The organism is Meiothermus sp., assembly GCF_037443965.1.
Classification (GTDB): Bacteria; Deinococcota; Deinococci; order Deinococcales; family Thermaceae; genus Meiothermus.
This window is the reverse complement of sequence record NZ_JBBINI010000023.1, coordinates 36,211-61,208: the sequence shown is the minus strand read 5'-3', so window position 1 is coordinate 61,208 and position 24,998 is coordinate 36,211. Positions and strand designations below refer to the sequence as shown.

Below are 24,998 nucleotides of genomic sequence, written 5' to 3'. Positions count from 1 at the left end.
GCTCGCACCGAGTTTAGGAAAGGAGAGGTTTTGGGTGAAAAAAACTTTGGTGGTTTATCGGCACTCGCCACTTCGGTATAATTCCTGTCAGGAGAGTGTTATACCGCTGGTGCGGTATAATTACTAGTTGGGCGTCACATCTGCACCACGACGTGGTAAGCCGCTGCCAAAGAACGTAAAATGAGCCTGAAATCGTACTGGAGGGAGAAATGGCACTTACATCAATAGAAATCTGTGCTGGCGCGGGCGGCCAGGCTCTAGGCTTAGAGCAAGCGGGTTTTGATCACGTCAGCCTTGTAGAACTTGACGCGGCAGCTTGCCAAACTCTTCGAATCAACCGGAATCATTGGCACGTCACGGAAGGCGATCTACATCACTATTCAGCCGAGAAGTGGAAAGGTGTTGAACTCCTTGCAGGCGGAGTACCTTGCCCGCCTTTTTCAAAGGCGGGCAAGCAATTGGGCAGCGAAGATGAGCGCGACCTGTTTCCAGAAGCAATCAGGCTAGTATCTGAGTGCAAGCCGCAAGCCGTAATGCTCGAAAATGTTCGCGGCTTACTCGATTCGGTTTTCGATGAGTATCGCGCGAAAATTATTTCCGACCTGAAGAAACTGGGGTACATCGCCGAGTGGCGGCTATTGAATGCCAGCGATTTTGGCGTACCTCAATTGCGCCCCCGTGTTGTTTTGGTGGCATTAAAGAAAAACGCTGCGGAATATTTCACTTGGCCGTCGGCGGTGGCGAAGCCACCGCCGACAGTTGGCGAAGCACTTTATGACCTGATGGCGGCAAACGGCTGGCGTGGTGCCAGACAGTGGCGAGAGCGTGCGTGTGATATTGCCCCAACGCTGGTGGGCGGAAGCAAAAAACACGGAGGCCCCGACCTTGGGCCAACCCGGGCAAAAAAAGCATGGGCCTCTATTGGCGTTGATGGGATGGGAATCGCTGATGCGCCGCCCGAAAAAGATTTCGTTGGCATGCCTAGACTCACAGTTCGAATGACTGCACGCATTCAAGGCTTTCCGGATCATTGGCAATTCAGCGGAAAGAAGACGGCCGCCTATCGTCAAGTTGGCAATGCGTTCCCTCCGCCCGTTGCTCATGCAGTAGGCTTTCAGATTCAAGTGGCCCTTAATGCCGCTGCAAAACCAAAGCTCAAACGGGGGTAATAATGGCAAAAGAGAAAACGCCAAAAGCAAAAAACTCAAGGGGTGGTGCACGCGGAAAACTCCGCGAGCACTTTCTGGCGAATATTGGCCGCGTCATGGATTCTGATGAATTGCGCGCTGTCGCGGATAATCAATCAGAGTGGGCACGGCGTGTTCGTGAACTGCGAACAGAAGAAGGCTATTTGATTCTCACGCACAATGACCGCAGCGAATTGAAGCCCGGCCAATACTTGCTTGAAACGCCGAAGCCACAACCGGCCTTTGAGCGAGCAATTTCAAAAGAAACTCGCGCGTATGTCCTCGACCGCAATGGTTTCACTTGCCAAATGTGTGGCGCAGTCGCGGGAGAACTTCATCCTTACGACCCAACACGCAAGACACGCCTTCACATCGGGCACATCATTGACAAGAGCAAAGGCGGCAGTGATGAGCCCTCTAATCTTCGGGCTATTTGCTCCATTTGTAACGAAGGGGCACAGAATGCCACTCCCATTCGCCCGGACTTGAAGCAGCTTCTAATTCAGATACGCAGAGCAACTTCAGCAGATCAGCTTGAAGCGTTGAAGTGGCTGATAGCAAAATTCCCAAAGCAGGCAGCCGAGGAAATTGCTGCCAAAAGCAAGTAGCAATGGACAAATTGACCCCGGATCGCCGCTCAAAAAACATGCGGCAAATCCGGGGCAAAAATACGGCACCAGAGCTAGCGATACGCCAACTTTGCCGGGAAATTGGATTTTCAGGCTATCGCATTCACCGGAAGGACTTGCCAGGGAAACCGGATCTTGCATGGATAGGACGAAAACTTGCTGTTTTCGTTCATGGTTGTTTCTGGCATGGGCACGACTGCGCCGAAGGTATCCGCAAACCAAAAACAAACCGGGACTATTGGATTCCAAAAATTGCCCGGAACCAGCAGCGTGATGCTGAAAATATCGCTACATTGCGCGTAGCAGGCTGGGATGTCATCGTTGTCTGGGAATGTGAAATTAACAAGAAAGATCGCCTTACAAAAAAGCTGCAACGGTTTCTGTCATCCAAGACGCCCAACAAATCGTTCCAGAGGACGCGCCAAAAAGCGGCGCGCCGCTGAACTCAAACGTTAGAGCCCCAAAACCCCTATCCCTTCACCGACCCCGCCAAAAGCCCCCGGATGAAGTAGCGGCCCAGGAAGATATACACCAATAGCGTTGGTAGCGCTGCTAGCAAGGCGCCGGCCATCGGCAGGTTCCACTTCACCGCCTCGCCGCCGGCGAGCTGGGCCAGCGCCACCGTGATGGGCTGGTTGGCGGGGCTGCTCACCAGGGTTACGGCGAACAAAAACTCGTTCCAGATTTGCGTAAACTGCCAGATGATCACCACCACAAACCCCGGCACCGAGAGCGGAAACACGATGCGGCTGTAGATGCCGAAGAAGCCCGCGCCGTCTATGCGCCCGGCCTCGATCATCTCGTCGGGGATTTCGGCGTAGTAGTTGCGGAAGATCAGGGTGGTGATGGGCAGGCCGTACACCACGTGCACCAGAATCAGGCCCCACAGGCTGCCGCCCAGCCCAATCTCGCGCACAAACTGGAACAGGGGAATCAGCACCGCTTGATAGGGAATAAACATCCCGAAGAGCATCAGCGGGAAGACGATGTTGGCCCCAGGGAACTTCCATTTGGCCAGCACGTAGCCGTTCAAGGAGCCCAGCAGGGCCGAGAGGATGGTGGCGATAAGGGTGAGGAAAAAGCTGTTTTGCAGTTTGGGTAAAAAAGCCGTCCAGGCCTGGTCAAAGCTCTCCCAGTACCAGACCTGGGGCAGTTGCCAGGTGCTGCTCAGGGTGATGGCCGAGGGTTCTTTGAGCGCGGTGACGATGACCAGGTACACCGGCAGCAGGAAAAACAGCGTAGCGATAAAGAGAATGGTGTACTGCAGGATGCGCCCGATCATCGCCGCACCTCGCTTTTGAGCTGGCTGTACAGGTAGGGCACAATCACAGCAGCTACCAGCAATAGCAGAATCATGCCGATGGCCGCGCCTTTAGCTATCTGGTTGGCCCGGAAGGTGGTCAGGTACATGAGCAGGGCCGGCACATCGGTGGGGGCGTTGTCGGCCCCGGCCATGGCAAAGATCAGGTCGAAGATTTTGAGCGAGATGTGGCCCAGGATGATCATGGCCGAGAGGGTGATGGGGGCCAGCAGCGGGAAGATCACACGCTGGTAGAGCTGCCACTCCGAGGCCCCGTCTACCCGCGCGGCCTCGCGCAGCTCCTCGGGGATGCCGCGCAGCCCGGCCAGGTAGAGGGCCATGGTGTACCCCGACATCTGCCAGACTGCCGCCAGAATGATGCCGATAAAGGCCAGGTTGAAGCCGTGGGGCTCGTCGTAGGGGAGGGGTTGCAGGCTACGGCCCAGGGTGAAGGCCCACAAGAGCAGCAAGGCTGCCGAGCCGGAGGCGATGTAACCCCGTCGCCGCTCACCCCCTCTAAAGGCTGTAATGGCGATAAAAATCAGCACGGCGCTCACCACCAGGGCGGTGATGAAAGGCAGGTCGTTCCAGCTCACCTGCCAGATTTGCTCGCGGCTGGTCAGCCAGGCAAACTCGCCCTTGGGCAGCCCCACCAGGGTGGGAAGCTGGTTGACGCCGCCCTCTGGCTGTAGCATCCAGCGCCAGATGGTGCCGGTGACGATGAACGACAGCGACATGGGGAACAAAAAGATGGTGCGGAAAAACCCTTCACCGCGGGGGCTTCTGTCCAGTACGACAGCCAGCCCCAGCCCCACCCCCAGGCAGCCCAGGATAAAAAACAGCGTGAAGAAAAAAGTGTTGACTAAATCCTGACGGAATCGGGCATCAATAAACCCGGTGAACAACTCGCGGTAGTTATCAAAGCCGATGAAGCGGATCTGTGGGTTGGCCGAGAGGGCCTGGGCCGGGTCTCTGCCCCAGTCGGTGAGGGAGGTATAAAAAGTCTGAAAGATAAAGCCATATACGAAGATGCCCAGCAGCACCAGCGAGGGTAAGATGACCAGGAATCCGTACAGGGTATCTTTGTTTTTGAACCAGTTCATCTTCACCTCTCGCGTAGGCACCTCAGGGGGTTACATCAATAACCACGAAAGCCTAGCCATTTTTTTTATCCGGTTTTTTAATAGATAAAGTGTCTGTTTGCAAAACTTGGACAAGGGGCAGGCCAACGGCCTGCCCCTCTGAAAAGGGTTACTGACCCAGACGAACCTGGGTCGCAATCGCCTGAGCCGCATTGGCTGCGGCCTGGGCGTTGCGGCCCGACAGGTAGATTTCCATCACGGTGCCAAACTGGCTCATGAAGGACTCGGGGGCCACCGCGCCGTGCACCAGCGAGCCTACGATGCGGTTGGACTTCCAGTCGCGCATGGCGGATTGCAGGTAGGCGTTGTATTTGCTGGGGTCGGAGTCGGTGCGGGCGGCAATGGAGCCCTTGAGCGGGTTGAAGGCGTCCTGGCCTTCTTTGGAGCCCAAAAGCCGCAGCCAGTTGAGCACGTTGGCGCGGTTTTTCACGCCCTTGGGCAGGCCGAAGGAGTCGGAGAGCATCATGAACACACCGGCGGTGCCAGGGGCGGGGGCCCAGCCGAAGCCTTCACCGGGTTTGAGGCCCTTGGTGGTGGTCATGTAGCCAGCCGCCCAGTCGCCCATGATGTTGAAGGCAGAGGTGCCATCCAGTACGCGGTCTACTGCTTGTTGCCAGCTCAGGCCCGAGGCGTCTTTGTTGGCGCAGTCCAGCACCCGGCCAAAGGTGTTCCACACCGCTACTACTTTGGGATCGTTGAAGCGCAGCTTGCCAGTCCAGAGGTTGCTGTAATCGGCGGCGCCCAGCACGCCCAGCGCCACCGATTCCCACAGGTGCTGTTGCGTCCAGTTCTCGCCCAGGGCCAAGGGGGCCTCGAGGCCCTTACTCTTGAGGGTCTGGCAGGTGGTGAGGAACTCGGCCCAGGTTTTGGGTGGTTGTACCCCCCATTCGCGCAGCTTGGCGGGGTTGTACCACATCACGTTGGAGCGGTGGATGTTGACCGGCACGCTGTAGATCTTGCCCTTGTAGGACAGCAGGTCAATGAGCCCCTTGGGGAACTTGGTCATCCAGCCTTCCTGGTTGAACAGGGCAGTCAGGTCTTCCATGCGGTCGGCCACCACCCAGGTGCCGATGAGCTCCTGCCCAGCGTGCACCTGGAAGCTATCGGGGGGGTCGCCGCCCAGCATGCGGGTCTTGAGCACGGCCCGGGCGTTGACACCGGAGCCGCCGGTCACAGTGGCGTTGATGACTTCTACGTTGGGGTAGCGTTTCTTGTACAGATCAATCAGGGCTTGCAGGGCGGGGCCTTCGTCGCCGGCCCACCAGGAAAAGATCTCCAGCTTTCCCGATTGGGCCAGCCCCACGGTGCCGAGGGCCAGGGCCGCCAGGGTTAGGAATAGCTTCTTCATGCGTGTCCTCCTATTAGGTTTATACGCCAATGGTTGACCGGGTTGCCAGGGGGGAGATTGGCGGGCTCCACGCCCTGGTTCCACCATTTGCTAAAAAGCGCTGCAACACCAGGGCCGCAGCGCCCATAGCCGGAGCCAGATGCCCGAACGCGCTGGGTTTGACGGGTATTTCGGCGTGTTCGGGGATAAAAGCCAGGTTGCGGATGGTCTGGCGCAGGGGGGCCTCGAGCCACTTCCAGGCCTCGGCCCCGGCCCCGCCCAGCACCACCACCGCCGGATCGAAGGTGACGCACAGGTTGACCACAAAGCGCCCCAGCTCATAGGCCAGGTTTTGCAGGGCCTGCAGGGCGTAGGGATCTTGCTGCTGGGCCCGCTGCAGGATGCCCCAGAAGCCTTCTTTGCGGTTGCTAGCGGCCTGGTAGCGCTCCACCATGGCCCGCAGCGACAGGGTGTCCTCCACATCCCCGGCGCGGCTGCGGCTGTGGGGCTGGCCGGTGAGCCAGTGGCCCAGTTCGCCGGCAGCCCCCAGGCGGCCCCGGTAGACCTGGCCGTCCACCACCAGGCCGGTGCCCAGGCCGGTGGTCATGACCACGTAGACCAGCGGGCTTTGCTGCTCGCCCCAGAAGGTCTCGCCCAGGGCGGCGGCGTTGGCGTCGTTGTCTACCAGGGTGGGCACTTTGAGCAGGGCCTCGAGCATCTCCGCGGGCTGCTCGTTGCGCCAGCCGGGGCCCGGTGCGTAGAGCAGCTTTCGTCCGTTGACCACCCCAGGGACGGCCAGCCCAACCCCCAGCAGTTGGGTGGGGTCGGAAAGCCGGCTGCGTACCTGCTCGGCCAGCTTGGTTAGCCGCTCGGCCAGCGGGGTGTGGGGGCTTTCGACCCAGTCCCACTCGTTGTGGATGGTGTTGTTGAGGTCGAGCAGCACAAGCTGCGTGTTCTCCACGCCCAGCTCGACCCCCAGGGCCAGGGTGTGCCGGGGAGAGAACTCGAGCGCGGTGCCTGGACGGCCCAGGCCTGGCTTGTGCTGGTTGCCCTCGTCCAGCAGACCTTCCTCCAGCATCTCCTGCACCAGCGTGGAGACCGTGCTTTTGGTCAGGCCCACCGCCCGGGCCAGCGCGGCCCGGCTCTGCGGGCCATGGCGGCGCAGGGCTTCTAGGATCAGGCGGCGGTTGAGCCGCTTGATGGCTTGCTGGTCAAGAGGAACAGTACGGGCCATGACACGCCTTCGGGGGCAGGGCTACTTAGTAAGTTTAGCGAACGAACTATATCCCAGCCGGCCGGGCGCTGTCAATTGTGGGCTAGGGCCGCCGGGGTGAAAGCCGCTCGGCGGAGTCGAGCCACAAGGTGACCGGGCCGTCGTTGATCAGGTGCACCTGCATATGAGCCTGGAAGACCCCGGTTTCGACCGGCAAGCTCTGCTCGACCAGCAGATCGCAAAACTGCTCGTACAGGCGCCGGCCCACCTCTGGCGGCGCCGCCCCCACAAAGCTGGGCCGGTTGCCCTTGCGGGTATCGCCGTGGAGGGTGAACTGCGAGACCACCAGCACCTCACCCCCCACGTCGGCCAGGGCCAGGTTCATCTTGCCTTCGGCATCGGCAAAGATGCGCAATCCGGCAATTTTACGGGCCAGGTAGAGGGCGTCTTCCTGGGTGTCGCCCTGGCCCACCCCCAGCAGCACCAGCAGCCCCCGCCCAATCTGCCCCACAGTCTGGCCGTCTACCTTTACGCTGGCCTGGGAGACTCGTTGAACGACGGCACGCACGGCCCAACAATAGCAGGGGAGAGGACAAATGGGGGAGAGGTGCTCACCGCGGTGCTGCAAACAACGCCACCGTGCCGGGGCCGGTGTGGGCGGCCACCGCCGGGCCGCACTCGCGCACATCCTCGATGACCACACCCTCCTGACTAATTAGTTTGCGCAACTCCTCGACCCCCTGGGGGTTGTAGGCATGGGCCAGCACCACCCGGGCCCCTTCGGGAAAGGCTTTGTGGAAGGCTTCGGCAAGCTGCTGCAAACCCTTGTGCCAGCCCCGGGCCCGCTCGAGGGGCCGCACCAGCCCATCCCGGACTTCCAGCACCGGCAGCAGCTTCAGGAGCGAGCCGATGAAGTGCTGCAAACCGCCAATGCGCCCACCCCGGTGCAGATACTCCAGCGTAGCGGGCAGTACGAAGCCGCGCAAGCGCTGCACCAGCGGCGCGATGGCCTCTTCCAGCCGCTCCCAGGGCACCCCCGCGGCCAGCTTGCGCCGGGCTTCCTCGATCACAAACGAAAGCCCGCCGTTCAGGGTCAGGCCGTCAATCACCTTGACACGATTGCCAAATTGTTCGGCCACCTTGCGGGCGGTCGAATAGGTGCCCGAAAGCTTGCTCGAGACGTGCACCGAAACGATGCGGTCGAATTTCTCGAGCAAATCTTTATACAAAGCTTCCAGATCCGCCGCGGAAATCTGGCTGGTGCTAACCTTCTTGCCCGCGAGCTGGGCCTGGATCACCTGGTCGGGGGTCATCTCTACATAGTCGCGGTAACTCTGGCCCTCGAGGATGACCTGCTGCGGAACCACATATATATCCTGCTTGAGGGCGTCTTTTGGGCTCAGGCCCAACGTTGAATCGGCCACGAACGCGGTACGTTCCATCTTCACCTCGCAGTTGTATTTCCAGAAACCTGATTCAGGCGAGTATAGCCGATGTTGCAATGGAAGCAAGCGTTACGCGATACCGGCAATTGGAGCCAAGTTGCGCCAGGGTAGATGGGCAAACCCGCAGAATCGGCCATGCGTATCTGGTGCTCCGGTAACTTGATTCCTGGGATGAATTTGGCTCCCGTAATATCTGGGAGTTGCTTTGAGCGCTTCATTGTGGGAACTTCACTGTATATCAATCTTTTGCTTACCAAACCACTAGCGCAGTGTGCCACGGAATTATTTACAGGCTGTAGGCATAGTACCCGTATAGCCCCGGCCCGGTGTGGGTGGAAATGACCCCACCGATGCTGCTGGTCATGCGCTCTTCCAGGGGCAGCCCGGTGGCTTGCATAGCGGCCTTGAAGGCGGCCACATCGCTTTCTTCGGCGTTGTAGAGGTAGTAGATGCGGATTTTCTGGCGGCCTGCGGCCCAGGTTTTGAGGGACTCGACCATCTCGGCCAGGGCCTTTTTCTCGCCCCTGGCCCGCCCTGCGGCCTCGACCTTGCCCTCCTTGACGGTCAGGATGGGTTTGATGCCCAACAGACCGCCCAACAGGGCCTGGGCCCCGCCGATGCGCCCATTTTTCTTGAGGTAGTCCAGGGTGGCCAGGGTAAAGCGCACGATGTGGTCGGAGCGGATGCGCTCGAGTTCCACCAGCACTTGCTGAAGATCGGCCCCCTGATCCATCAATTCCTTGGCCCGCTCGACCATCATCCCAATGCCCATGCTGGCGGCCAGCGAATCGAAGACCGTGACCTTGCCGGGAAACTCCTGGGCGGCCAGGTTGGCCGAGCCCACGGTGCCAGAGAGCTTGGAGGAGATATGAATCGAGAGCACGTGGTCGGCCTTTTGCAGGGCGTGTTCGTAGGCGGTTTTGAAGTCGGCAGGCGAGGGCTGGCTGGTACTGGGCATCCCGGCCCCCGCCTTGACCCCCTCGAAGATGTGGGCAGGGGTGATTTCAACCCAGTCCTTGTGGATTTTGCCCTGGAAGTTGACATAGAGGGGTACGACCTCCACCCCCATCTGGGCGGCACGGGCTTGCAGGTCGGAGGTTGAATCGGTCACGATAGCTACTTTCATGGGTTCTCCTGTACGGCTGTTTTATAGCTGAGCGGCCCATCTTTGCCGCTGGATCAGAACCAACCCAAACGCACTGGGCTGGAAGCGACAACGGATCAACGCTTCTTCGTGGCGTAAGTCTAGCACAGGCTTTTACTTGGGAAAATGTCGCCTAGAGCAAAATTGAGCCGGGGAGCAGGAAATAGGAGAGAAAAAAGGCTTGTGGAAGCGGGTCAGTTGGACAGATGGCTGCTGAGATGACCGCGGACGGAGCCTGCCCCGGCACAGTACTCGAGCGGCTTTGAGTGTGTGCTCTGTGCAGAATGATCGTGGAACCAAGTTGTGCCTTATGGAACAAAGTGATAAGGTTTTGGGCGTGTTGGATAGGGCCCAACCAGGCCCAAACCCAGAAATCCGAAGGCCAGTGTGAGCTATGTGGAAAGTGCTTGTGACCGACGAAATGCGGCTGGGTGAGGTGCGCAACCCCGAGGTGCGCCTCGAGTACAAACCCGGCCTACCGCGTGAAGAAATCCTACAGGTAATTGGGCAGTACGATGCCCTCATCACCCGCAGCCGCACCCAGGTAGATGCCACGCTCTTGGAAGCGGGTACCCACCTCAAAGTGGTTGGGCGGGGTGGGGTGGGGGTAGATAATGTAGACCTGGACGCAGCCTCCCGCCGGGGCATTCTGGTGGTGAATGTGCCCGAGGCCAATACCCGTTCGGCTGCTGAGCTGGCCTGGGCTCTGCTGCTGGCCACGGCGCGGGGCCTGGTGGAGTCCGATCAGAAAATCCGGCAGGGCCAGTGGGATCGCAAGTACCTGGGCCTCGAGCTCAACCACAAAACCCTGGGCATTGTGGGCCTGGGGCGCATCGGGGGGCAGGTGGCCAAGTTTGCCAAGGGCTTTGACATGCGGGTGCTGGCCTACGACCCCTACATCCCGCGCAGCCGTGCCCAGACCCTAGGGGTCGAGCTCTTGGACGACCTACCTGACATGCTGCGCCAGTGCCACTTCCTGACCGTACACACCCCCCTCACCGACGAAACCAGGGGCATGATTGGCCGCCGCGAACTCTACTTGTTGCCCAAGGGCGCGGTGGTGGTGAATGCGGCGCGGGGCGGTATCTACGACGAAAAGGCTTTGGTGGAGGTGCTCAACGAAGGCCATTTGTGGGGTGCAGGCCTGGATGTGTTCGTGGACGAACCCCCAGGCGCCGAACACCCCCTGGTGCATCATCCCAAGGTAGTGCACACTGCCCACCTGGGGGCCAACACCCTCGAGGCCCAAGACCGGGTGGGGGAGGCGGTGGTGGAGCGGGTCATCGAGACCCTGCAGGGCAACCTGGCCCACGCCCTCAATACCGGCTTCGATGCCGAGGGTTTGCAGGTGTTCTCGGCCTGGCTGCCGCTGGGCGAGGCCTTGGGCAAGCTGCTGGCCCAGATCACCCAGGGCCGCCCCCAGGCGGTGGAGGTCTCGTACTACGGCGAGTTCGAGAAAAACCCCGACCCCATTGCTTCGGCAGTAGCCAAGGGTTTGCTCGACCAGGTGCTGGCAGTGGGGGCGACCAACCTGGTTTCGGCACGACCGCTATTGCGAGACCGGGGGGTTTCGCTCATCACCCGTCAGGTGGAGAAGCCATTGGACTATCGCCAGGTCTTGGAGGTACGCCTCGAGACCGACAGGGAGACCCGCATGGCCCGAGGGGCGGTGCTGGGCGGCAAGCCCCGCATCGTGGGCATTGACGACCATACGGTGGAGGCGGTGCCCAGCGGCTACATGCTGGTCTGCATCAACCGCGACCGGCCGGGGGTGGTGGGCAAGGTGGGCACCCTGCTGGGCGAGAACAACATCAACATTGCCGGTATGCAGCTTGGCCGCGACAACCCCGGCGGCAAAGCCCTGTTTGTGCTGGCTATTGACGAACGCCCCCGCGAGGCGGTGCTGGAGGCCTTGCGAGGGCTGGATGTGCTCGAGCGGGTAGATTTGGCGGAACTGTAGGGTAAGTATTTTTTGCTGATCGCAATTTAGGGCTTGTACTGCACCCGGCCCAGGGTGCTTCCCGTGACATCTAGGGCTACATTGGCCAGGAGCAGGTTCCGCAGGTTCTGACCGGGTTTGGCCTGGGCATACAGCGCGGCGACCGCGGTCGTGAAGGGGGTTGCATAGGAGGTGCCGCTCAAGCCCAGGTTGTCCGGGTAGGTGGCCCCTGCTGTACAGCGGAACTGGGTAGCTGGATTGGTGCAGACGTTGATGCCCGGTGCGAGAAGCTCGAAGTTCTGGGCGGTATTGAAGATGGCTGGCTCGTAGGCTCCGCTCGAGGCGTTTACACCGAACGCTCCCACCGATACCACGTTGGGCAGGCTTCCCGGAGGAGCCGCGCCCGGCGCATAGCCGCCCGGATAGTGTAAGACAGCTTCTTTCTGGTTGCCTGCCGAAGCGATGAGCAAGAACCGGGTGGGGTCGCTGAGCTGGGGCCTTTGCAGAATCTGGAAGATGGTATCGTCGGGCAAGGGGCCGCCGTTGCTCGCGTTGGCGATGACCCTCCCGTTGTAGGGCGGGTTCATCAGGTACATCAGGGCCATTGCGATGTAGGCCGAGCGGCAGTCGCCGACCCCGTTGCAAACCTTGAGGGGCACGAGCTGGGCTTGGGGGGCGATGCTGTGGATGATGGCGGCCACGTGGGTGTCATGACCGGCCAGGTCGTTGGTGCCGTCGCGGTCGAAATCGCAGGCGAAAGCTTCGCTGGTCGGTTGACCGGGATTGGCAAAGTTGTAGCCGCTCACAAGCTGGGGAGGATTGCCCAGCCAGGCCGGATTGACCCCGCCCCCAATCACCGCGACCGTGACACCCAGGCCGGTGGGACTGCCCACAGTGGAGAAGTTAGCCCCTACCAGCGACCTGAGGCTGGTTCCTTGGATGAGCTGGTAGTTGAGCGAGGCGGGGTCTAGGTGGTGGTAGGTCTGGCCGCAGGTGGGATCGTAGGAGTTGAGGCCCCCGCCCTGATCCATGCTGAAGAAAACATTTCGGCTTACCGCCAGCTCGCTCAAGCTGTTCTTGAGGTTCTGGAGGGTCGTGAAGGTATCACGCTGACCGATGTTCAGGGTGAAAAAGCACAACTGCCCCACGGCAAACCGGTTGACCACGGCCATACCCATAAAGCTCCCGTCCTGGGAAGGGCAGGTACTGCTTAGCAGCAAGACGTTAACCTCCCCGGTTACTGCCGAGCCGTAGGGCGTCCAATTCCTCGTTAGGAAAGGTTGGCTCAGGTTATTACCAAACACCTCGATCTTGACCGTGGCGCGGTCGGTGTACTGGACAGGCGTGCTGGGCAGACTGGGGGGCAGGGGGGGTGGACTGGGCAGATCAAATACCACCTGATTTCCCACTCTTGTCCAAACTACGGCCACATCGTTGATCTCTACCCTGGTTACAGTTTGGTTTCCCACCTCCAGACCGACCCGTTGACCCCAAGCCGGGCGGGTGGTGGGATCGGCGGAGGTAGAGGCCGCCATAACCCCATAACCCATTGTCGCCTTTTCCGAGAGGAAGGGCGTGTTGCAGGCGATTAAGGCCAGTAGCATGGTCAGCAATAACACGGTTCGACTCATCTGGGTCACCTCGTTGGGAGCGCCAATGGTTGGCTGGGTGTTTCCAACTACAGAAGTAGCAGTGAGGTCTTAACAGGTTCTTAACAGCAGCCTGGGAGGTTGGCGATCCTATTTCTGGCGGTCAGTTTTGCCGGGGGGGAGATGGTAGGACGTGTGAATCCATCGAACCATCGTCTTTTCGGTACTGCTGATACAAAGCAACCAACCGACCCTCGAGGCGCCGCACTTTTTCGTGGTGCTCGAGGGTATGCGCTTTGCCAATCAACCGCTTCAGCACACCCTCGTAGTTCACTAGGAAATCCCCCACCTCATCTAGGTGCCCACTCTGCTCCATGAGCGACAAGGCAACCTCCAATACATCGGGATCGTCGTCCAAGTCGGCGAGGTGGGCCATGGCTACACCCTGGGTTAGCAACTCACCAGCTTTAGACGCGAAGTGCAGAGCATTGCTGAAACGTGACCTGGCCTCAGCAAAATTGCGTTGGGCGGAATAAGTGTACCCCAGATTCAGGTGCAGTCGAGCGATGATTTCCAAAGCACCGACTGCCTCGGCAAAAGGAACGGCTTCGAGGTATTGAGCCTCTGCCCTAGCCCAGTCTTTGCGGCGCTCCCAAAGAATGCCTAGGTTGAGTAGAATTCTTGCCCGCAGAAGAGGATTCTCGCCTGCTTGATCCAAGGCTTCCAGCGCTTGGCGGTAGGCTTGTTCGGCTTCGGCTCTGGCAGACTCGAGGGCGGTGGCATCCACTCCTTTTTTTTCGGCTTCCCTGGCGATTTTGTCCAGCTCTATGGCGTAATTGTTGAGGCTTCCCACCCAGCGATCCCTGGCCCCTGCGGTTTGGAACAAAGCAGCAGCTTTTTTGAAGTAGGAGGCAGCCTCGAGAAAGTCTCCGCGCGACCCAGCGAGATAGCCCAGGGTGTTGTTGGCGGTGGCCTTGGCCCACAGCCAGTTCACCCCGCTTTCTAAAACGCTCCAGGCGGCCTGCTGGGCCTCCTGGGGCATTCCCCGCCGCCACAGCAACACCGACTCGAGCGCTATGATATTGGGGTTGCGGAGCTTTTCTGGCAGGGCTTGGAGCAATTCGAGGGCCTCCTTGAAGCGCCCCAACCGCTCGAGCGCGTAGGCTTCCAGGAACCGGCTCTCCGAGTCGGGGTCGGTCTCCAGCACCCGCTCGACAGCACGGATTTGCTCAAGGAGGGCTGCGGCCTCGGCAAACTTGAGCCCGTCCATCAGGGTTTTGGCCCTGGTGGTGTAGGCAGTCCGGGCACGGAGCAAATCCCCCACCCCGCCAAACCCCTGGGTGTGCTCGAGAATCTGGCGATACAAAGCATAGGCCGCCTCGGGCGGGGTGTGGCGGGCCAGGGCCAGCAGCAGCGAGAGACGTTCGCTGGAATGGGCCTCGAGCCAGCCCTGGGCGCTTCCTCCGGCCAATACGCGGTTATTGGCGTCTATCAGTCCTGAAAGAATCAGGGTTTCGTGGGCCTGGGAGAGTTCACCTAAGGAGGTCTCGAGGGCACTTCGCACGATGGTGAGGTTGGGCTGTTCCTGCAGGGCTAGGGCCAGAAATACCCTGCGGGCTGTCTCGGGCAGGTCATCGAGGCTGGCCTTTGCCGCCGAGCCCACCCGTCGGCTCAGATCACTCCCGGTCTGGGCCAGTAACTGCTGGAGACGGGTCAACAGGGCGGGTTCTAACTCCGGGGCCTCGATCAACGAATAGGCCCGCTCGGCCAAGGCTCGAGCCTGTTTGGGCTGCTGCCCCACCAGCTCCTCGGCCCGCTCGAGCATCGCCTGCTGGGCTTTCTGTGCGAAGAACTCTCGCTTCTCCAGCACCCAGTCCAGGAGTTCATCGGAGACCTCGAGCGCCTCCACGGGTTTGCCCAGATCGTGCAGAAAAGGCCCGCCGTAAAGCCCGATGGCCCGCTCGAGATCGCGCACTTCTAGGGCCTCGAGGAACTCTAAAGCGTCGCAGCCGACCTGGCTGGGCAGGGGGTTGACCCCTGGCTTGTCGGGGAAAACCTCGGCGGCTCCCTCTTTTTTGAACTGGGCCAGCACCACCGAAAGATTGCCCAGTGCTTTGGAGCCTCCTTCTTGCCAAAACAGCTCGGCCAGTTTGCGCCGTTCCTGCGGGCCCTCCAGGGTCACGTAGGCCAGCAGCAGCAAGGGTTTGGGCCGCGAGAAAGCAACCCCCTCCAAACCCACCTTGCCGAAGCTGGCCAGCTTCATCCTTCGATTGTACCTTTGTACCAGCGCACGCTGTTAAGAGTCCGTCAAGCCCCTGTCAAGAGCCCCCTGGCAAGCTGCCATCTGGAGGTGAGCGATGACAAGCTTGGGTGGAAGTTGGCTGATGTTGGGGGCTTTGGCCCTGGGGATTTTGTGGGTGGGCCGAGGCTCACTGGGTCGCGACGACCACCTGGCTGCGTTAATGGCCTTGGCTAATACACGGGGCCTGGTCGTCACCGAAGTTAAGGTACAGATCAAAAAAATCCAATCCGCAGAACATCTGGCCATCGGTGGCGCTTTGCCAGCTTCTGCACTACAGCTTTACAGGTTTGAGGGTCGTATTGCGGGTGTCCAGGCCCTCGAGGGCACCCTGCTGGGCCGGGCAGGGCATCCCCCCCACACCCTGCAGATACAGGCCCAGGTGGTGCAAGCCATGGGCTTTACGGCCCAAGGCGCCCCGGTGTTGCTGGGCCAGGCTATAGAGGTGAACCCACCCTTCCAGCGCTATGGATTTATCGGGCATCATCCTGGTTCGTCGCCGGTGGCCTTTATCGAGCAAGCCGCGTTGGAGCAGGGAGTCTATTTACGCGATACCCAGGTGTTGCACTTTGACCTAGGCCCAGCCCATCCAGTGGAGGCATGGATAGGCCTATGAGGTTTGGGATGTCTTCCCATTGCGGTGGGAAGTTCCAAGCAAAGGAGATCGAAATGAAAAGAACCCACGCTGTATTGGCAGTCTTGGCCGCAGTTGCCCTTGGTTTGACCGCCTGCACCCCTCCCGGATCCGATACCCCACCCGCGCCGACCATGGGAGCTATCTCGGAGATTGCGGCCAGCCCAGATGTCAACGGAGAGGTCGAGGCCGAACTCAGGTTCAAGGCTGTTGGCAGCAGCCAGGTCTCGAGCGCCCTCCTTGAGCTCGGGGGCATCTCCTACTTCTTCCTCGAGGCCGAGGGCAGCACCCCTGGCGGGCGGGCCTTTAAGGCCCTGTTGCTCTCCACCAGCAAGGATGCCTTGAGCCAAGAACAGCCCATGCGGATACGGGCTCGGCGGGTGGTGTCGGGTGGAATTCCGGCACTGGTGGGGGCGGCGTTTGTCAACAGCCCCCAGGCTGCCGCCACCTGCTCCAGTTGCGCGGGCGTGGCGCTGGTGCTGGTGAACAAGGACAGCACCCTCCCCGGCAACGTCCGCTCGCTCGAGCTGGAGAACACCCTCATCTCCTTGTATAGCTTTGGCGTCACCCAGACCGGCGCCCTGGCCTTCCTCGAGACCGCTCAGGGCGGGCCTTTCGCGGCGGGGGCGGCCCTGCTGCCAGAGCAGAAGGCCTCGAGCGCCGGTCTGCTCTCCTCGCCCATCGGCGTCGGCAGGGCCGCGGCCAGCCCGGCTTTGCTGAGTGCCAAGGTTGAGGCCGTGCGCACCATCGTCGGGGTGGTGGGCAAGGCCCAGGGCACCCTGACCCGGCCCGACGGTGCCCCGCGCGGGATCATCGCTGTTCTGATCGGGCTCTAGAGCCCAGGTAACCGGAGATTTACTATGAGCCAATTCAAGTTTTTTCTGCTGCTTATTGTGTTCCTGATGGCCCTGGCAGCGTGCTCTCCGCCTAGAGCACCCGAGGTGCATCAGATGGCCTCGAGGAGCTGCTCCAGGGGGCTGCTGGTGGCGAGATAGACGCCGAGATCACCGTTCAGCCGCTGGCGAGCCTAAAGACCCAGACCCTCACCACCCAGGCCCTTCCCACAGCCGACACCCCGCTCCTGCTCGAGGCAACCGGCAAGACCCCCGGCGGCAAGGAGCTGAAGATAATCTTCTACGGGGTCTCGGCGGACGCGGCCATCCTGGGTTTCCAGGGCAAGATGCGCATCCAGGCCACGGCCGCCCAGATCCAGGGCAAGCGGGTGCTGCGGGGTATGGCGGTGCAGGTTCAAACCGCCCAGTCGGCTTCGGTGCTCACCCTGCCCTTCCTGGCTACCGGCCCAAGCACCACCTTCAGCGGCCCACAGCCGGGCACCGCCTTCGAGCTGCGTGGTAGTGGGGAGTCGGCCCTGGTCTGCGGCAGCAGCACCCTGGCCGGGGCCTTTAACCAGAGCAGCCAGGGCCAGAGCAACAAGGGCGTGCTGATCGGGCTGTTCGAGGGGCAAGCCCCCTGCGCTCCTGGGACCAAACTGGCCCCCACCCTGCAAAGCGTGCTCAACCTCACCGCCGTGCAGACCCGGATGGGCGTGCTGCTGGGCGGCCCCGGCAGCGTGGGCGGGAACAGTTTCGTGCTTCCGGTCTTCGCCCTCACGGTGGGCGAGCAACTGCCCCAGAGCATCGGCTTCGTGGACGTGGAGGCCGCCGACGGGGTGCGGGTGATGGACGCCGCCGCCGCCGCGCAGCTCCTGAGCTTCGACCTCAAGACCGGCACCATGGTCTTCAAAGAGCTCGCGGGCAGCCTGGCGGGCCTGAGGGTGGGGGACGTAGTCGTGGCCACGCCCCGCCCCAAGGCCCCCAACGGCTTCCTGCGCCGGGTGCGGGAGATCGGTGGGGCCAACGGGGCCATCACCGTGACCACCACCCGGGCCAACCTCAAGGACGCCCTCAAGCGCTCCGACCTGCGTATCGAGCGGCGCTACACCGCCGCCGACGTGCAGCAGGGCGCGGCCCTGGCACAGGGCCAGACCCTCTACGCGGCAGCCCCGCAGGTGAGCGCACAGGCCCTCTTCGACGACATTGTGGTCAACATCAACAAGGTCATCTTCGACCAGGATGGCAACAACTCCACCACCGACGACCAGCTCAAGGTGAACGGCAAGCTGACCTTAGAGCCCAAGATCGTGATTGACCTGGACTGCACGGGCTTTTTGTGCAGCAAGCCCGACTTCCTGGCCAAGTTCGAGATGACCGAGACCACCGAGTTGACCGTCACTGGCAACCTGGTCTGGGAGGAGGACCAGACCTTCCAACTGGCCCGTATCGTGCTGCCGCCCATCACGGCCGCCTTCCTGGTCTTCACCCCGGAGATTGTGGTGGAGGTGAACATGAGCGGCGAGGTGAGCGTGGGGATGGAGTTCCGCGCCGAGCAGACCATCAGCTTCGAGGCAGGGGTCGAGTACAAGTCGGGCAGCGGCTGGGATACCATTGACAGCTTCAGCAAGTCCTTCAGCGCCGACCCCCCCAGTTTTGAGGCCGACCTCGAGGCCGAGGCCAGCCTGGGGGTGGAGGGCCGCCTGATGCTCTACGGGGTGGCGGGCGTCTCGGCGGGCATCGAGCTATATGCCCACTTAGAGGCCGGTATCCCCCGCGACCCCGCCTGGGAACTCACCGGCGGCCTGCGCGGGGACATTGGCGTAGACCTCGACATCATCATCTGGCAGGAGGAGTTCTCCATCCCGCTCTTCGACACCAGTTGGACCATCGCCATCGCCCCCAACACCGCCCCGGTGGTTACCAGCCTGATCCCAGTGGTCACCTGCTCCGATGGCACCGTGCCGCGCGGCGTGTCCAGCAACCTGGTGACCCTGGACGCCAACACCGACGACGCCGAGGATGGCAAGGGCCAGGGCACGGTGAGCTGGAGTTCGAACGTCAACGGTTTCCTGGGCACCACCAGTCCGGGCAGCAAGCACCAGCCCAGCTACAACCTTTCCAATGGCCAGCACACCATCACCGCCACCGTGACCGACTCCAAAGGCAAAACTGGCAGCAAGACCCTCCAGATCGAGGTGGTGTCGGGCTGCCCCCTGGGGGACGTGCCCCCCACCGTCAGCATCACCAACAGCCCACCGCTCATAATCGTCGAAGGCCAGCCCTTCACCCTCAAAGCTACCACCCAGGCCGGTTTGAGCCTGAGCTGCTGCCAGGTTACCTGGCGCTCCGACGTGGCGGGCCTGCTGGGTACCAGCAACGGCGGCCCCTGCGCCAGTGGGCAGAACCAGAAGTGCCACAGCTTCGCCCACACCTTTAATCCAGCGGTTCCCCAAACCATTACCGCGACCGTGACCCATAACGGGGCCACCGCCAGCGACAGCCTCGAGCTGGGGGCGCTCACCCAGACCCGCAGCAACCCCAACCTGGGCCAGATCACCCAGACCAACCCCAGCGGGAGTGCCTACGTCTACGAGGATGACAACGTAAACTTCAGCGCCACCGCGACCAACGCCACCTTGAGATGGACCTCCTCCAACCCCGCCGACACCTTCACCAGCCCCGGCAGCTCCAGCACCGGCGTGAGCTTCGCCACGCCCGGGGTTCGCACCCTGACCGTGACGGCCAAGACCCCCGACGGCGGCTTTAGTAGCAAAAGCTTAAAGGTGAACGTGCTCCCCGCACTGGCTAAACCCTAAACACAATGCCGGGGTGAGAAGGTAGATCCTTCTCACCCCGCCATCTCAGATTCCTGATTCCCTAGATGCCCTAACCACTGTTTACTTGGTTTCCTTGCAGCTATCCGTCAACCTGTACCGCTCATGGCAGGTCTTGCGGGGATGCCAACCTACGACAGCAACCCTGCTCCAAGAACACGAGGTGTATATGACTGCAATTCGCCGCTTCATCATTATGCTGTTTGTCCTAGCGTTTCCGATGATTTCCGCCCAGAGTAGTTGGCCCCCCCACGTCACCGTGGTTGCGCCCGTAGAGCGGGGTAAGGTGGTGATGGTAAGCGGGAAGTTGGAGAACGGCATCGCTATCCCCGACCTCTCCTGGGCTTGGCGCTCGAGCGTGGCCTGCTTTGTCCAGTTGCAAGCCCACAAGTTCGCTGCCAAGCATGTGATTTTTGCCACCCAAACCAAGCTGACTGGGATTGGCGAACTGACGGTTAGGGTGATCCCCAGCGACCCTAACGCCAACCTCAGTTTGTGGGTCTATGCCAGCAACGGTTACCAGTTACCGCCCAACCTCCAAAGCGTGCGGAGCTGCGAGGCCGACTTCAAGTGGGATCGGCCCTTCAAAAACCAGACCCAAGACCACACCCGCTATATCACCATGAGCACCCGGAGCGAGGGCATCGTGATTGGGGTCAGTGGCCCCGCCGAAATGACGTCAGCCGACTTCACCCTCGAGATCAGCGTCAAGTAGCTGGGCTAAGTGGTTTGGTAAGTCAAAGATGGATATTCAGTGAAGTTCCCGGAATGAAGCGCTCAAAGCAACTCCCAGGTCATAAAGGGCTAAATCCATCCCAGAAATTAAGTTACCAGAGCACCAAGGAGTCGCCATGAAGATTTTGCTCAGTTTACTAATGTCTGTAGTGCTGCAGGTCCTGCTCACGTCTGCCCTTGGTCAGACCCTGCGCGACGATGCCCAGATGCGCTCGAGTGACGTAGATATTCCCAATCGGGTTCAGGTCGGGCGCACCTATCGGGTGAGCGTGAAGGTTACGAATAACGGAACCACCACTTGGCAAGCCCGTAAATACTTTCTGAGAGTCAGGATTGTGCGCGGCCCCTCTGGCAGCCCGACCCAGCGTGAGCATCTGACTCCCCATCTCGAGCTAAAGGACCCCGTGGCTCCTGGTGAATCCCACGCCTTCTCGTATGAAATCGAAGGCCCCCCCTATCTTGGGGAGTATCGGTTGGAATGGGTGATGTCCAATGGGCATGACGATTTCGGCGATCGTGTGACACGAACCATAAGGGTAGTCGAGTAAAACGGCCGTAAGAGGAGACCCGCGATGAAACCAATGCCGTACCACGCCCTTCAGGCCCAGCCGCTGGAGCCAAATCTGCCGGGGCAGAATCCAGCCAGCACCTGCTGGAAATAAACGGCTCGGCCTCGATCAAGACTGCGCTCTACAATCCCTGGTCACCTCCGTGGGTTGGGCGCTCTGGAAGCTAGGCGGGTTTCACCTATCGAGGTGGCCCAAGGACTGCGGCTTTGTAAAGCCCTCTCTACCGCTCTGCATTGAGCCAAGGAGGAAAACCATGAACACACTTTGGAACCGGGCAGTTGGGCTGATGTCGGTGGCTTTGTTGGGTGTGGGTTTGGCCCAAAGCGGCGCGGCAATTTCCATTCGCCAAGCTTTCATCAACGGCAAGGCATTGGTAGCCATGACCGCTCCCAAGCCACTGGCCCTCAACGGGTTCAAGCAAAGCTACAGCTACGGCCTTACCCTGCGCGATGTATATACCCAAGCGGGCGTTGCTAGCTTTGGACTGGTGCTGGCCTCGAGGTCGGGCACGGCCGCCGACACCATTAGCTTTTCTTTCTCCGGCCCATATAGCCAGATTCAGGCTGCCACCGCCAACACCTTGCAACTGCTCTTTACGGCGGCGACTTGCCTGGGTGTGCCCCCATCCCAACTCAAAGCCCTCAATCAACCCGGCGAGTTTTTGAATGTGCTGCAACGGGCGTTTGGCTCGAGGCGATCCACCAGCTTTAGCAAGCGTTACAGCGGGGTGAACTTCACCCTCAACAATGTGGACTTTTCTGGGGGTGCAGCCAGATACACCATCCTCCTGAGCAACCCCGGACAGGTGGGCCAGGGGGGCTGGAACAACTACTGCGCGGTTCGGAACTAATAGATCTTCGACGGATCAAGGACCGGCGGGTGGCTAAAAGCTTTTTGAGCGAACTGCGTCCAGGCCACTGCCAACTTGCTCACGAAGTGGAGGGATAATTCGAAGAGTAGCTTTAAGGCAAGCAATTATCGCACTCTTCACAGACGTGGTCTCCCCTCCGGAAGGCCACTGTGCTGTGCAGGACAAAGCCATCCAGTTGTATGTGGCCCAATAATTGCCAAGCGCTCTAGCAAGGCCCCAAGGTCGCCTTCTTTGTGCAAGGGTCGAAATACATCGCCTCAAATGGGGTTTTTCTATACAATCAAATGTAATGGAAGTGCGGCTGCGACTGCTGGGTATGCCCCGACTCGAGGTGGATGGGGTGGGGAGCGAGTTGCCGCTGGATCGTCCTGCCGCGCTGGGCTATTACCTGGCCCAGCGCGGCGACTGGGTGCGGCGCAGCGAGCTGGCCTACCTCTACAGCCCCGAGGCCGACGAGGCCGCTGCTTTTGCCAACCTGCGCAAGCTGGTCTACCGGCTGCGCCAGCAGGGCTGGGCGGGGGTGCTGGAAGCCGAAGCCACGCGCTTGCGGCTCTGCATCCCCACCGATGTGCAAGCCTTTCGGGCGGCCCTCGAGCGCCGCGACTGGGCAGGGGCCCTCGAGCTCTACGGGGGCCCCTTTTTGCAGGGGCTGGCCTTTCCCGACCTGAGCGGCTACGAGGCCTGGCTGGAGCTCGAGCGCCAGGATTTGGCGCGGGCCTGGCGCAGCGCGCTGATGGAGCAGGTGCGGCTGCTGGAAACCCAGGCCGACTGGCTGGGGGCCGAACGCTGGCTCTCCAAGCTGCTGGCCGCAGACCCGCTGGACGAGAAGGCCGTGCAGGCCCAAATCCGGGTTCTGCGCGCGGCGGGGCGGTTGGCCCAGGCCCAGGAGGTCTTCGAACGCTTCCGCCGCAGCCTGAAGCTCGAGCTGGGGGTGGAGCCCCTGGAGTCTACCCGTGCGCTTGCCGATGGTCTGGATTCCCAAAACCCAGCCGCAGCCCATCCCCGGCACAACCTGCCCGCGGCCAGCACCCGCTTGATTGGGCGAAGCCGCGAACTCCGGGCGCTGAACCGCCAACTGACCAACCCCAACTGCCGCTTGCTGACGGTGGTGGGGCTGGGCGGCATGGGTAAGACCCGCCTGGCCCTCGAGCTGGCCTCCCAGCAGACCCAGCGCTTCGACGACGGGGTCTGGCTGGTGGCACTGGCCGGGGTGGCCTCGCCCGAGCAGTTGGTCTCGAGCATTGCCAGTGCCCTGGGCTTTACCTTTGCGGGGCCTACCGACCCCAAGACTCAGTTGCTCAACTACCTGCGCGGCAAGACGCTGCTCTTGCTGCTGGATAACTTCGAGCACCTGCTGGAGGGCGCCCCTTTGCTGGAGGAACTGCTGGCCCAGGCCCCAGGCCTCAAGCTGCTGGTGACCTCGAGGGTGGCCCTGGAGCTCCCCGGTGAGTGGCTCTTCGACCTGGAGGGCCTGAGCTACCCACCCCCCCAGACCGAAGAAGACCTGGACGGCTTCGACGCGGTGCGGCTGTTCATCGCGCGGGCCGAGCGGCTTTCGAGCAGCTTTGTGATCACCCCCGCGACCCTCGAGGCCATCGCCGAGCTGACCCGCCGGGTACAGGGTATGCCGCTGGCCATCGAACTCCTGGCCACCTGGGTGCGCGGCCTGGTGGTAGGGGAGATTCTGGCCCAACTGGGCCACAGCTTCGAGCTATTGCAAACCTCCCAGCGCGACCTGCCCGAGCGCCACCGCAGCCTGCGGGCTATCCTCGAGTACACCTGGCAGCTTTTGACCGAGGCCGAGCAGGCGGTGCTGGCCAAACTCTCGGTTTTCCGGGGAGGGTTCACCCTCGAGGCCGCCCAGAGCTTGGCGGGGGCGCACCTGGGGCTATTGCTGCGCTTTATCAACCAAGCCCTGCTACGGCGGGGTGAGGACGGGCGCTACGACCTGCACGAGCTGGTGCGGCAGTTTGCAGCGGAGAGGCTAGAGCTTGTTGAACACCGCGCTGTATACGAGAAGTTTAGTGATTATTATTACCGGTTGTTGTTGGCCTGGGGAGGTATGCTCCGGGGAGAAATTCAGCCCAATACGCTCGAGCAGTGTCGCAGGGAACTGGGCAATCTCTTCTCGGCCTTGCATTATCTGGCCGAGACCCGAGATGTCATACGACTTCGGCGAGCGCTCGTTGATTTCTACCCACTGATTGAGATCCTAGGTCTGTTCAAAATCGGTATCGGCTTAATTGATGTGGTCATGCAAAAACTTGAGGCAGCTAACTACGAAGATCGAACATTGAAGGGGGCGCTTGAGGCAACCAAGGCCTACTTCCTAATCAAAGTTGGCGAGGACGAGAACTCAAAGGCAATGGTGGAGGCCAGCTTAGCCCACTTCGAGCGCTTGGAGGCTTCGGTTTTTCTGGGAGTGGCCCAATACACCACTGCCATGTATCACCATTTCAGCGGAGCCTTGGACGAGGCCAAGCTTTGGTATCTAAAGGCATTGAGCACGTTTGAAGCAGTGGGGGGGCAATCGGAACGTTGTCGGATCTTGAACCGTATCGCAGTGGTGATGAAGCAGATGGAGCGTTACGAGGAGTCCAACCGCTACTACGAGCAAGCCCTCGCTTTGTCCATCGAAATCGGCGATTTGTCCGAGCGTGCTTTAATTCTTAACAACTACGGGATTAACTTCGAGTCCACGGGGCAAGTCGAGAAGGCCATCGAAATGTACCAGGAGAGCCTACGGATTTGTGAGCTTGTGAACTATCCGAGGGGGAAGTCGGCAGCCCTGACTAACCTCGGACATATCCGCGAGCGTCGCGGGGAGTACCTAGAGGCAAAGCAGTATTACCAGCAAAGTCTCGAGATCAAGCGAGCCTTGGGTGAGCCGATACCCTTGGCAATTTCCCTAGTTAACCTAGCCGATGTTCATTATGCCCTGCACGAGGACGAGGCAGGTCATCAGGCCAACTGGGTTGCCCTCAGTCAGACCCTCGAGGCGAACGCTCTGATGTATAGTGCTCGCACAGTCTGGTCGTTCTGCAATTTTTTTGCGGCGAGAAATCTACCAGATACTGCGCTTTTCCTAGCTTACTTCCTCCACAAGTCTGTGGAGTGCGAACAGTGGGTGCGGGACGAGGCGGGCGAGTTTATCGCTTCGCAGGATGGAGGTCTCGAGCCCTCTCGAATGCGCCAGGTCGAGGGTCTGAACTTCCAGCAAATCGCCGAGTGGATCAGGGGTGCTATCGTAGCGGCATCCCCCAAAAATCAAGCCTGAACTCGCGTGAGGGTCGGGTGTCTTAACTTTG

At 60.8% G+C, this 24,998-nt stretch carries 21 protein-coding genes; 12 read left to right on the top strand and 9 right to left on the bottom strand.

All coding sequences use genetic code 11. The annotated features are described in order from the left end of the window. Positions 1 to 209: 209 nt before the first annotated feature. Genes WKI89_RS12490 through WKI89_RS12480 form a run of 3 tightly spaced genes read left to right on the top strand, consistent with a single transcriptional unit; the run spans position 210 to position 2,259 of the window. A complete protein-coding gene (locus WKI89_RS12490; RefSeq protein ID WP_337870101.1) occupies positions 210 to 1,169 on the top strand; it encodes a DNA cytosine methyltransferase in 960 nt (319 codons plus the stop codon). 2 nt (positions 1,170 to 1,171) lie between these two features. After that, the gene (locus WKI89_RS12485) at positions 1,172 to 1,795 is read left to right on the top strand and encodes an HNH endonuclease (RefSeq protein WP_337870100.1); all 624 of its coding nucleotides are present in this window, start codon (positions 1,172 to 1,174) and stop codon (positions 1,793 to 1,795) included. 2 nt (positions 1,796 to 1,797) lie between these two features. Next, on the top strand, positions 1,798 to 2,259 hold the full coding sequence (locus WKI89_RS12480; RefSeq protein WP_337870098.1) for a very short patch repair endonuclease: 462 nt from the start codon (positions 1,798 to 1,800) through the stop codon (positions 2,257 to 2,259). A 26-nt stretch (positions 2,260 to 2,285) separates the two neighbouring features. Here WKI89_RS12480 and WKI89_RS12475 read toward each other — a convergent pair whose 3' ends face one another. The 7 genes from WKI89_RS12475 to WKI89_RS12445 all read right to left on the bottom strand — a co-directional run bounded on the left by WKI89_RS12475 (position 2,286) and on the right by WKI89_RS12445 (position 9,369). Then, a complete protein-coding gene (locus WKI89_RS12475) occupies positions 2,286 to 3,098 on the bottom strand; it encodes a carbohydrate ABC transporter permease (RefSeq protein ID WP_337870095.1) in 813 nt (270 codons plus the stop codon). After that, entirely contained in the window at positions 3,095 to 4,219 is a 1,125-nt protein-coding gene (locus tag WKI89_RS12470) for a sugar ABC transporter permease (protein WP_337870093.1), read from the bottom strand. The genes WKI89_RS12475 and WKI89_RS12470 overlap by 4 nt, the downstream gene beginning before the upstream one ends. Before the next feature lie 148 nt (positions 4,220 to 4,367). Beyond that, positions 4,368 to 5,606: an ABC transporter substrate-binding protein gene (locus WKI89_RS12465; protein WP_337870091.1), complete on the bottom strand. Its 1,239-nt coding sequence runs from the start codon at positions 5,604 to 5,606 to the stop codon at positions 4,368 to 4,370. A gap of 19 nt (positions 5,607 to 5,625) precedes the next feature. Continuing rightward, positions 5,626 to 6,819, bottom strand: coding sequence for an ROK family transcriptional regulator (locus WKI89_RS12460; protein WP_337870089.1), 1,194 nt, complete (start codon positions 6,817 to 6,819; stop codon positions 5,626 to 5,628). 82 nt (positions 6,820 to 6,901) lie between these two features. Beyond that, positions 6,902 to 7,366: a D-aminoacyl-tRNA deacylase gene (gene dtd, locus WKI89_RS12455; protein ID WP_337870087.1), complete on the bottom strand. Its 465-nt coding sequence runs from the start codon at positions 7,364 to 7,366 to the stop codon at positions 6,902 to 6,904. A gap of 43 nt (positions 7,367 to 7,409) precedes the next feature. Then, on the bottom strand, positions 7,410 to 8,240 hold the full coding sequence (locus tag WKI89_RS12450) for a DegV family protein (protein ID WP_337870085.1): 831 nt from the start codon (positions 8,238 to 8,240) through the stop codon (positions 7,410 to 7,412). Between the two features lie 289 nt (positions 8,241 to 8,529). Further along, on the bottom strand, positions 8,530 to 9,369 hold the full coding sequence (locus tag WKI89_RS12445) for a DegV family protein (protein ID WP_337870082.1): 840 nt from the start codon (positions 9,367 to 9,369) through the stop codon (positions 8,530 to 8,532). Positions 9,370 to 9,781: 412 nt separating this feature from the next. Between WKI89_RS12445 and serA the strand changes: the two genes are divergently transcribed. Continuing rightward, positions 9,782 to 11,347: a phosphoglycerate dehydrogenase gene (gene serA, locus WKI89_RS12440; RefSeq protein ID WP_337870080.1), complete on the top strand. Its 1,566-nt coding sequence runs from the start codon at positions 9,782 to 9,784 to the stop codon at positions 11,345 to 11,347. A 26-nt stretch (positions 11,348 to 11,373) separates the two neighbouring features. Here the strand turns inward: serA and WKI89_RS12435 are convergent, their stop codons facing one another. Then, entirely contained in the window at positions 11,374 to 12,957 is a 1,584-nt protein-coding gene (locus tag WKI89_RS12435; protein WP_337870078.1) for a S8 family serine peptidase, read from the bottom strand. A 121-nt stretch (positions 12,958 to 13,078) separates the two neighbouring features. Then, on the bottom strand, positions 13,079 to 15,178 hold the full coding sequence (locus WKI89_RS12430; RefSeq protein WP_337870076.1) for a hypothetical protein: 2,100 nt from the start codon (positions 15,176 to 15,178) through the stop codon (positions 13,079 to 13,081). Between the two features lie 94 nt (positions 15,179 to 15,272). Between WKI89_RS12430 and WKI89_RS12425 the strand changes: the two genes are divergently transcribed. The 8 genes from WKI89_RS12425 to WKI89_RS12390 all read left to right on the top strand — a co-directional run bounded on the left by WKI89_RS12425 (position 15,273) and on the right by WKI89_RS12390 (position 24,967). Beyond that, positions 15,273 to 15,830, top strand: a complete 558-nt coding sequence (locus tag WKI89_RS12425; RefSeq protein WP_337870074.1) for a hypothetical protein — start codon at positions 15,273 to 15,275, stop codon at positions 15,828 to 15,830. 53 nt (positions 15,831 to 15,883) lie between these two features. Next, positions 15,884 to 16,684 carry a hypothetical protein gene (locus WKI89_RS12420; RefSeq protein ID WP_337870072.1) on the top strand — a complete coding sequence of 267 codons (801 nt, stop codon included), beginning with the start codon at positions 15,884 to 15,886 and terminating at the stop codon, positions 16,682 to 16,684. A 24-nt stretch (positions 16,685 to 16,708) separates the two neighbouring features. Then, complete coding sequence (locus WKI89_RS12415; protein ID WP_337870071.1) at positions 16,709 to 16,843, top strand: hypothetical protein; 135 nt, start codon at positions 16,709 to 16,711, stop codon at positions 16,841 to 16,843. 185 nt (positions 16,844 to 17,028) lie between these two features. Then, positions 17,029 to 19,497: a hypothetical protein gene (locus WKI89_RS12410; RefSeq protein WP_337870070.1), complete on the top strand. Its 2,469-nt coding sequence runs from the start codon at positions 17,029 to 17,031 to the stop codon at positions 19,495 to 19,497. Between the two features lie 187 nt (positions 19,498 to 19,684). Next, positions 19,685 to 20,230: a hypothetical protein gene (locus WKI89_RS12405; protein WP_337870068.1), complete on the top strand. Its 546-nt coding sequence runs from the start codon at positions 19,685 to 19,687 to the stop codon at positions 20,228 to 20,230. Positions 20,231 to 20,390: 160 nt separating this feature from the next. Then, the gene (locus tag WKI89_RS12400; protein WP_337870066.1) at positions 20,391 to 20,798 is read left to right on the top strand and encodes an NBR1-Ig-like domain-containing protein; all 408 of its coding nucleotides are present in this window, start codon (positions 20,391 to 20,393) and stop codon (positions 20,796 to 20,798) included. 274 nt (positions 20,799 to 21,072) lie between these two features. Continuing rightward, positions 21,073 to 21,669, top strand: coding sequence for a hypothetical protein (locus WKI89_RS12395; RefSeq protein ID WP_337870064.1), 597 nt, complete (start codon positions 21,073 to 21,075; stop codon positions 21,667 to 21,669). Positions 21,670 to 21,979: 310 nt separating this feature from the next. Continuing rightward, positions 21,980 to 24,967, top strand: a complete 2,988-nt coding sequence (locus WKI89_RS12390; RefSeq protein WP_337870062.1) for a tetratricopeptide repeat protein — start codon at positions 21,980 to 21,982, stop codon at positions 24,965 to 24,967. Positions 24,968 to 24,998 lie beyond the last annotated feature (31 nt).

What these genes read in the sequence shown, in the direction of transcription:
- WKI89_RS12490 (WP_337870101.1), top strand. Translation starts at nt 210, where the DNA reads ATGGCACTTACATCAATAGAAATCTGTGCTGGCGCGGGCGGCCAGGCT.
- WKI89_RS12485 (WP_337870100.1), top strand. Translation starts at nt 1,172, where the DNA reads ATGGCAAAAGAGAAAACGCCAAAAGCAAAAAACTCAAGGGGTGGTGCA.
- WKI89_RS12480 (WP_337870098.1), top strand. Translation starts at nt 1,798, where the DNA reads ATGGACAAATTGACCCCGGATCGCCGCTCAAAAAACATGCGGCAAATC.
- WKI89_RS12475 (WP_337870095.1), bottom strand. Translation starts at nt 3,098, where the DNA reads ATGATCGGGCGCATCCTGCAGTACACCATTCTCTTTATCGCTACGCTG.
- WKI89_RS12470 (WP_337870093.1), bottom strand. Translation starts at nt 4,219, where the DNA reads ATGAACTGGTTCAAAAACAAAGATACCCTGTACGGATTCCTGGTCATC.
- WKI89_RS12465 (WP_337870091.1), bottom strand. Translation starts at nt 5,606, where the DNA reads ATGAAGAAGCTATTCCTAACCCTGGCGGCCCTGGCCCTCGGCACCGTG.
- WKI89_RS12460 (WP_337870089.1), bottom strand. Translation starts at nt 6,819, where the DNA reads ATGGCCCGTACTGTTCCTCTTGACCAGCAAGCCATCAAGCGGCTCAAC.
- WKI89_RS12450 (WP_337870085.1), bottom strand. Translation starts at nt 8,240, where the DNA reads ATGGAACGTACCGCGTTCGTGGCCGATTCAACGTTGGGCCTGAGCCCA.
- WKI89_RS12445 (WP_337870082.1), bottom strand. Translation starts at nt 9,369, where the DNA reads ATGAAAGTAGCTATCGTGACCGATTCAACCTCCGACCTGCAAGCCCGT.
- serA (WP_337870080.1), top strand. Translation starts at nt 9,782, where the DNA reads ATGTGGAAAGTGCTTGTGACCGACGAAATGCGGCTGGGTGAGGTGCGC.
- WKI89_RS12435 (WP_337870078.1), bottom strand. Translation starts at nt 12,957, where the DNA reads ATGAGTCGAACCGTGTTATTGCTGACCATGCTACTGGCCTTAATCGCC.
- WKI89_RS12430 (WP_337870076.1), bottom strand. Translation starts at nt 15,178, where the DNA reads ATGAAGCTGGCCAGCTTCGGCAAGGTGGGTTTGGAGGGGGTTGCTTTC.
- WKI89_RS12425 (WP_337870074.1), top strand. Translation starts at nt 15,273, where the DNA reads ATGACAAGCTTGGGTGGAAGTTGGCTGATGTTGGGGGCTTTGGCCCTG.
- WKI89_RS12420 (WP_337870072.1), top strand. Translation starts at nt 15,884, where the DNA reads ATGAAAAGAACCCACGCTGTATTGGCAGTCTTGGCCGCAGTTGCCCTT.
- WKI89_RS12415 (WP_337870071.1), top strand. Translation starts at nt 16,709, where the DNA reads ATGAGCCAATTCAAGTTTTTTCTGCTGCTTATTGTGTTCCTGATGGCC.
- WKI89_RS12410 (WP_337870070.1), top strand. Translation starts at nt 17,029, where the DNA reads ATGCGCATCCAGGCCACGGCCGCCCAGATCCAGGGCAAGCGGGTGCTG.
- WKI89_RS12405 (WP_337870068.1), top strand. Translation starts at nt 19,685, where the DNA reads ATGACTGCAATTCGCCGCTTCATCATTATGCTGTTTGTCCTAGCGTTT.
- WKI89_RS12400 (WP_337870066.1), top strand. Translation starts at nt 20,391, where the DNA reads ATGTCTGTAGTGCTGCAGGTCCTGCTCACGTCTGCCCTTGGTCAGACC.
- WKI89_RS12395 (WP_337870064.1), top strand. Translation starts at nt 21,073, where the DNA reads ATGAACACACTTTGGAACCGGGCAGTTGGGCTGATGTCGGTGGCTTTG.
- WKI89_RS12390 (WP_337870062.1), top strand. Translation starts at nt 21,980, where the DNA reads ATGGAAGTGCGGCTGCGACTGCTGGGTATGCCCCGACTCGAGGTGGAT.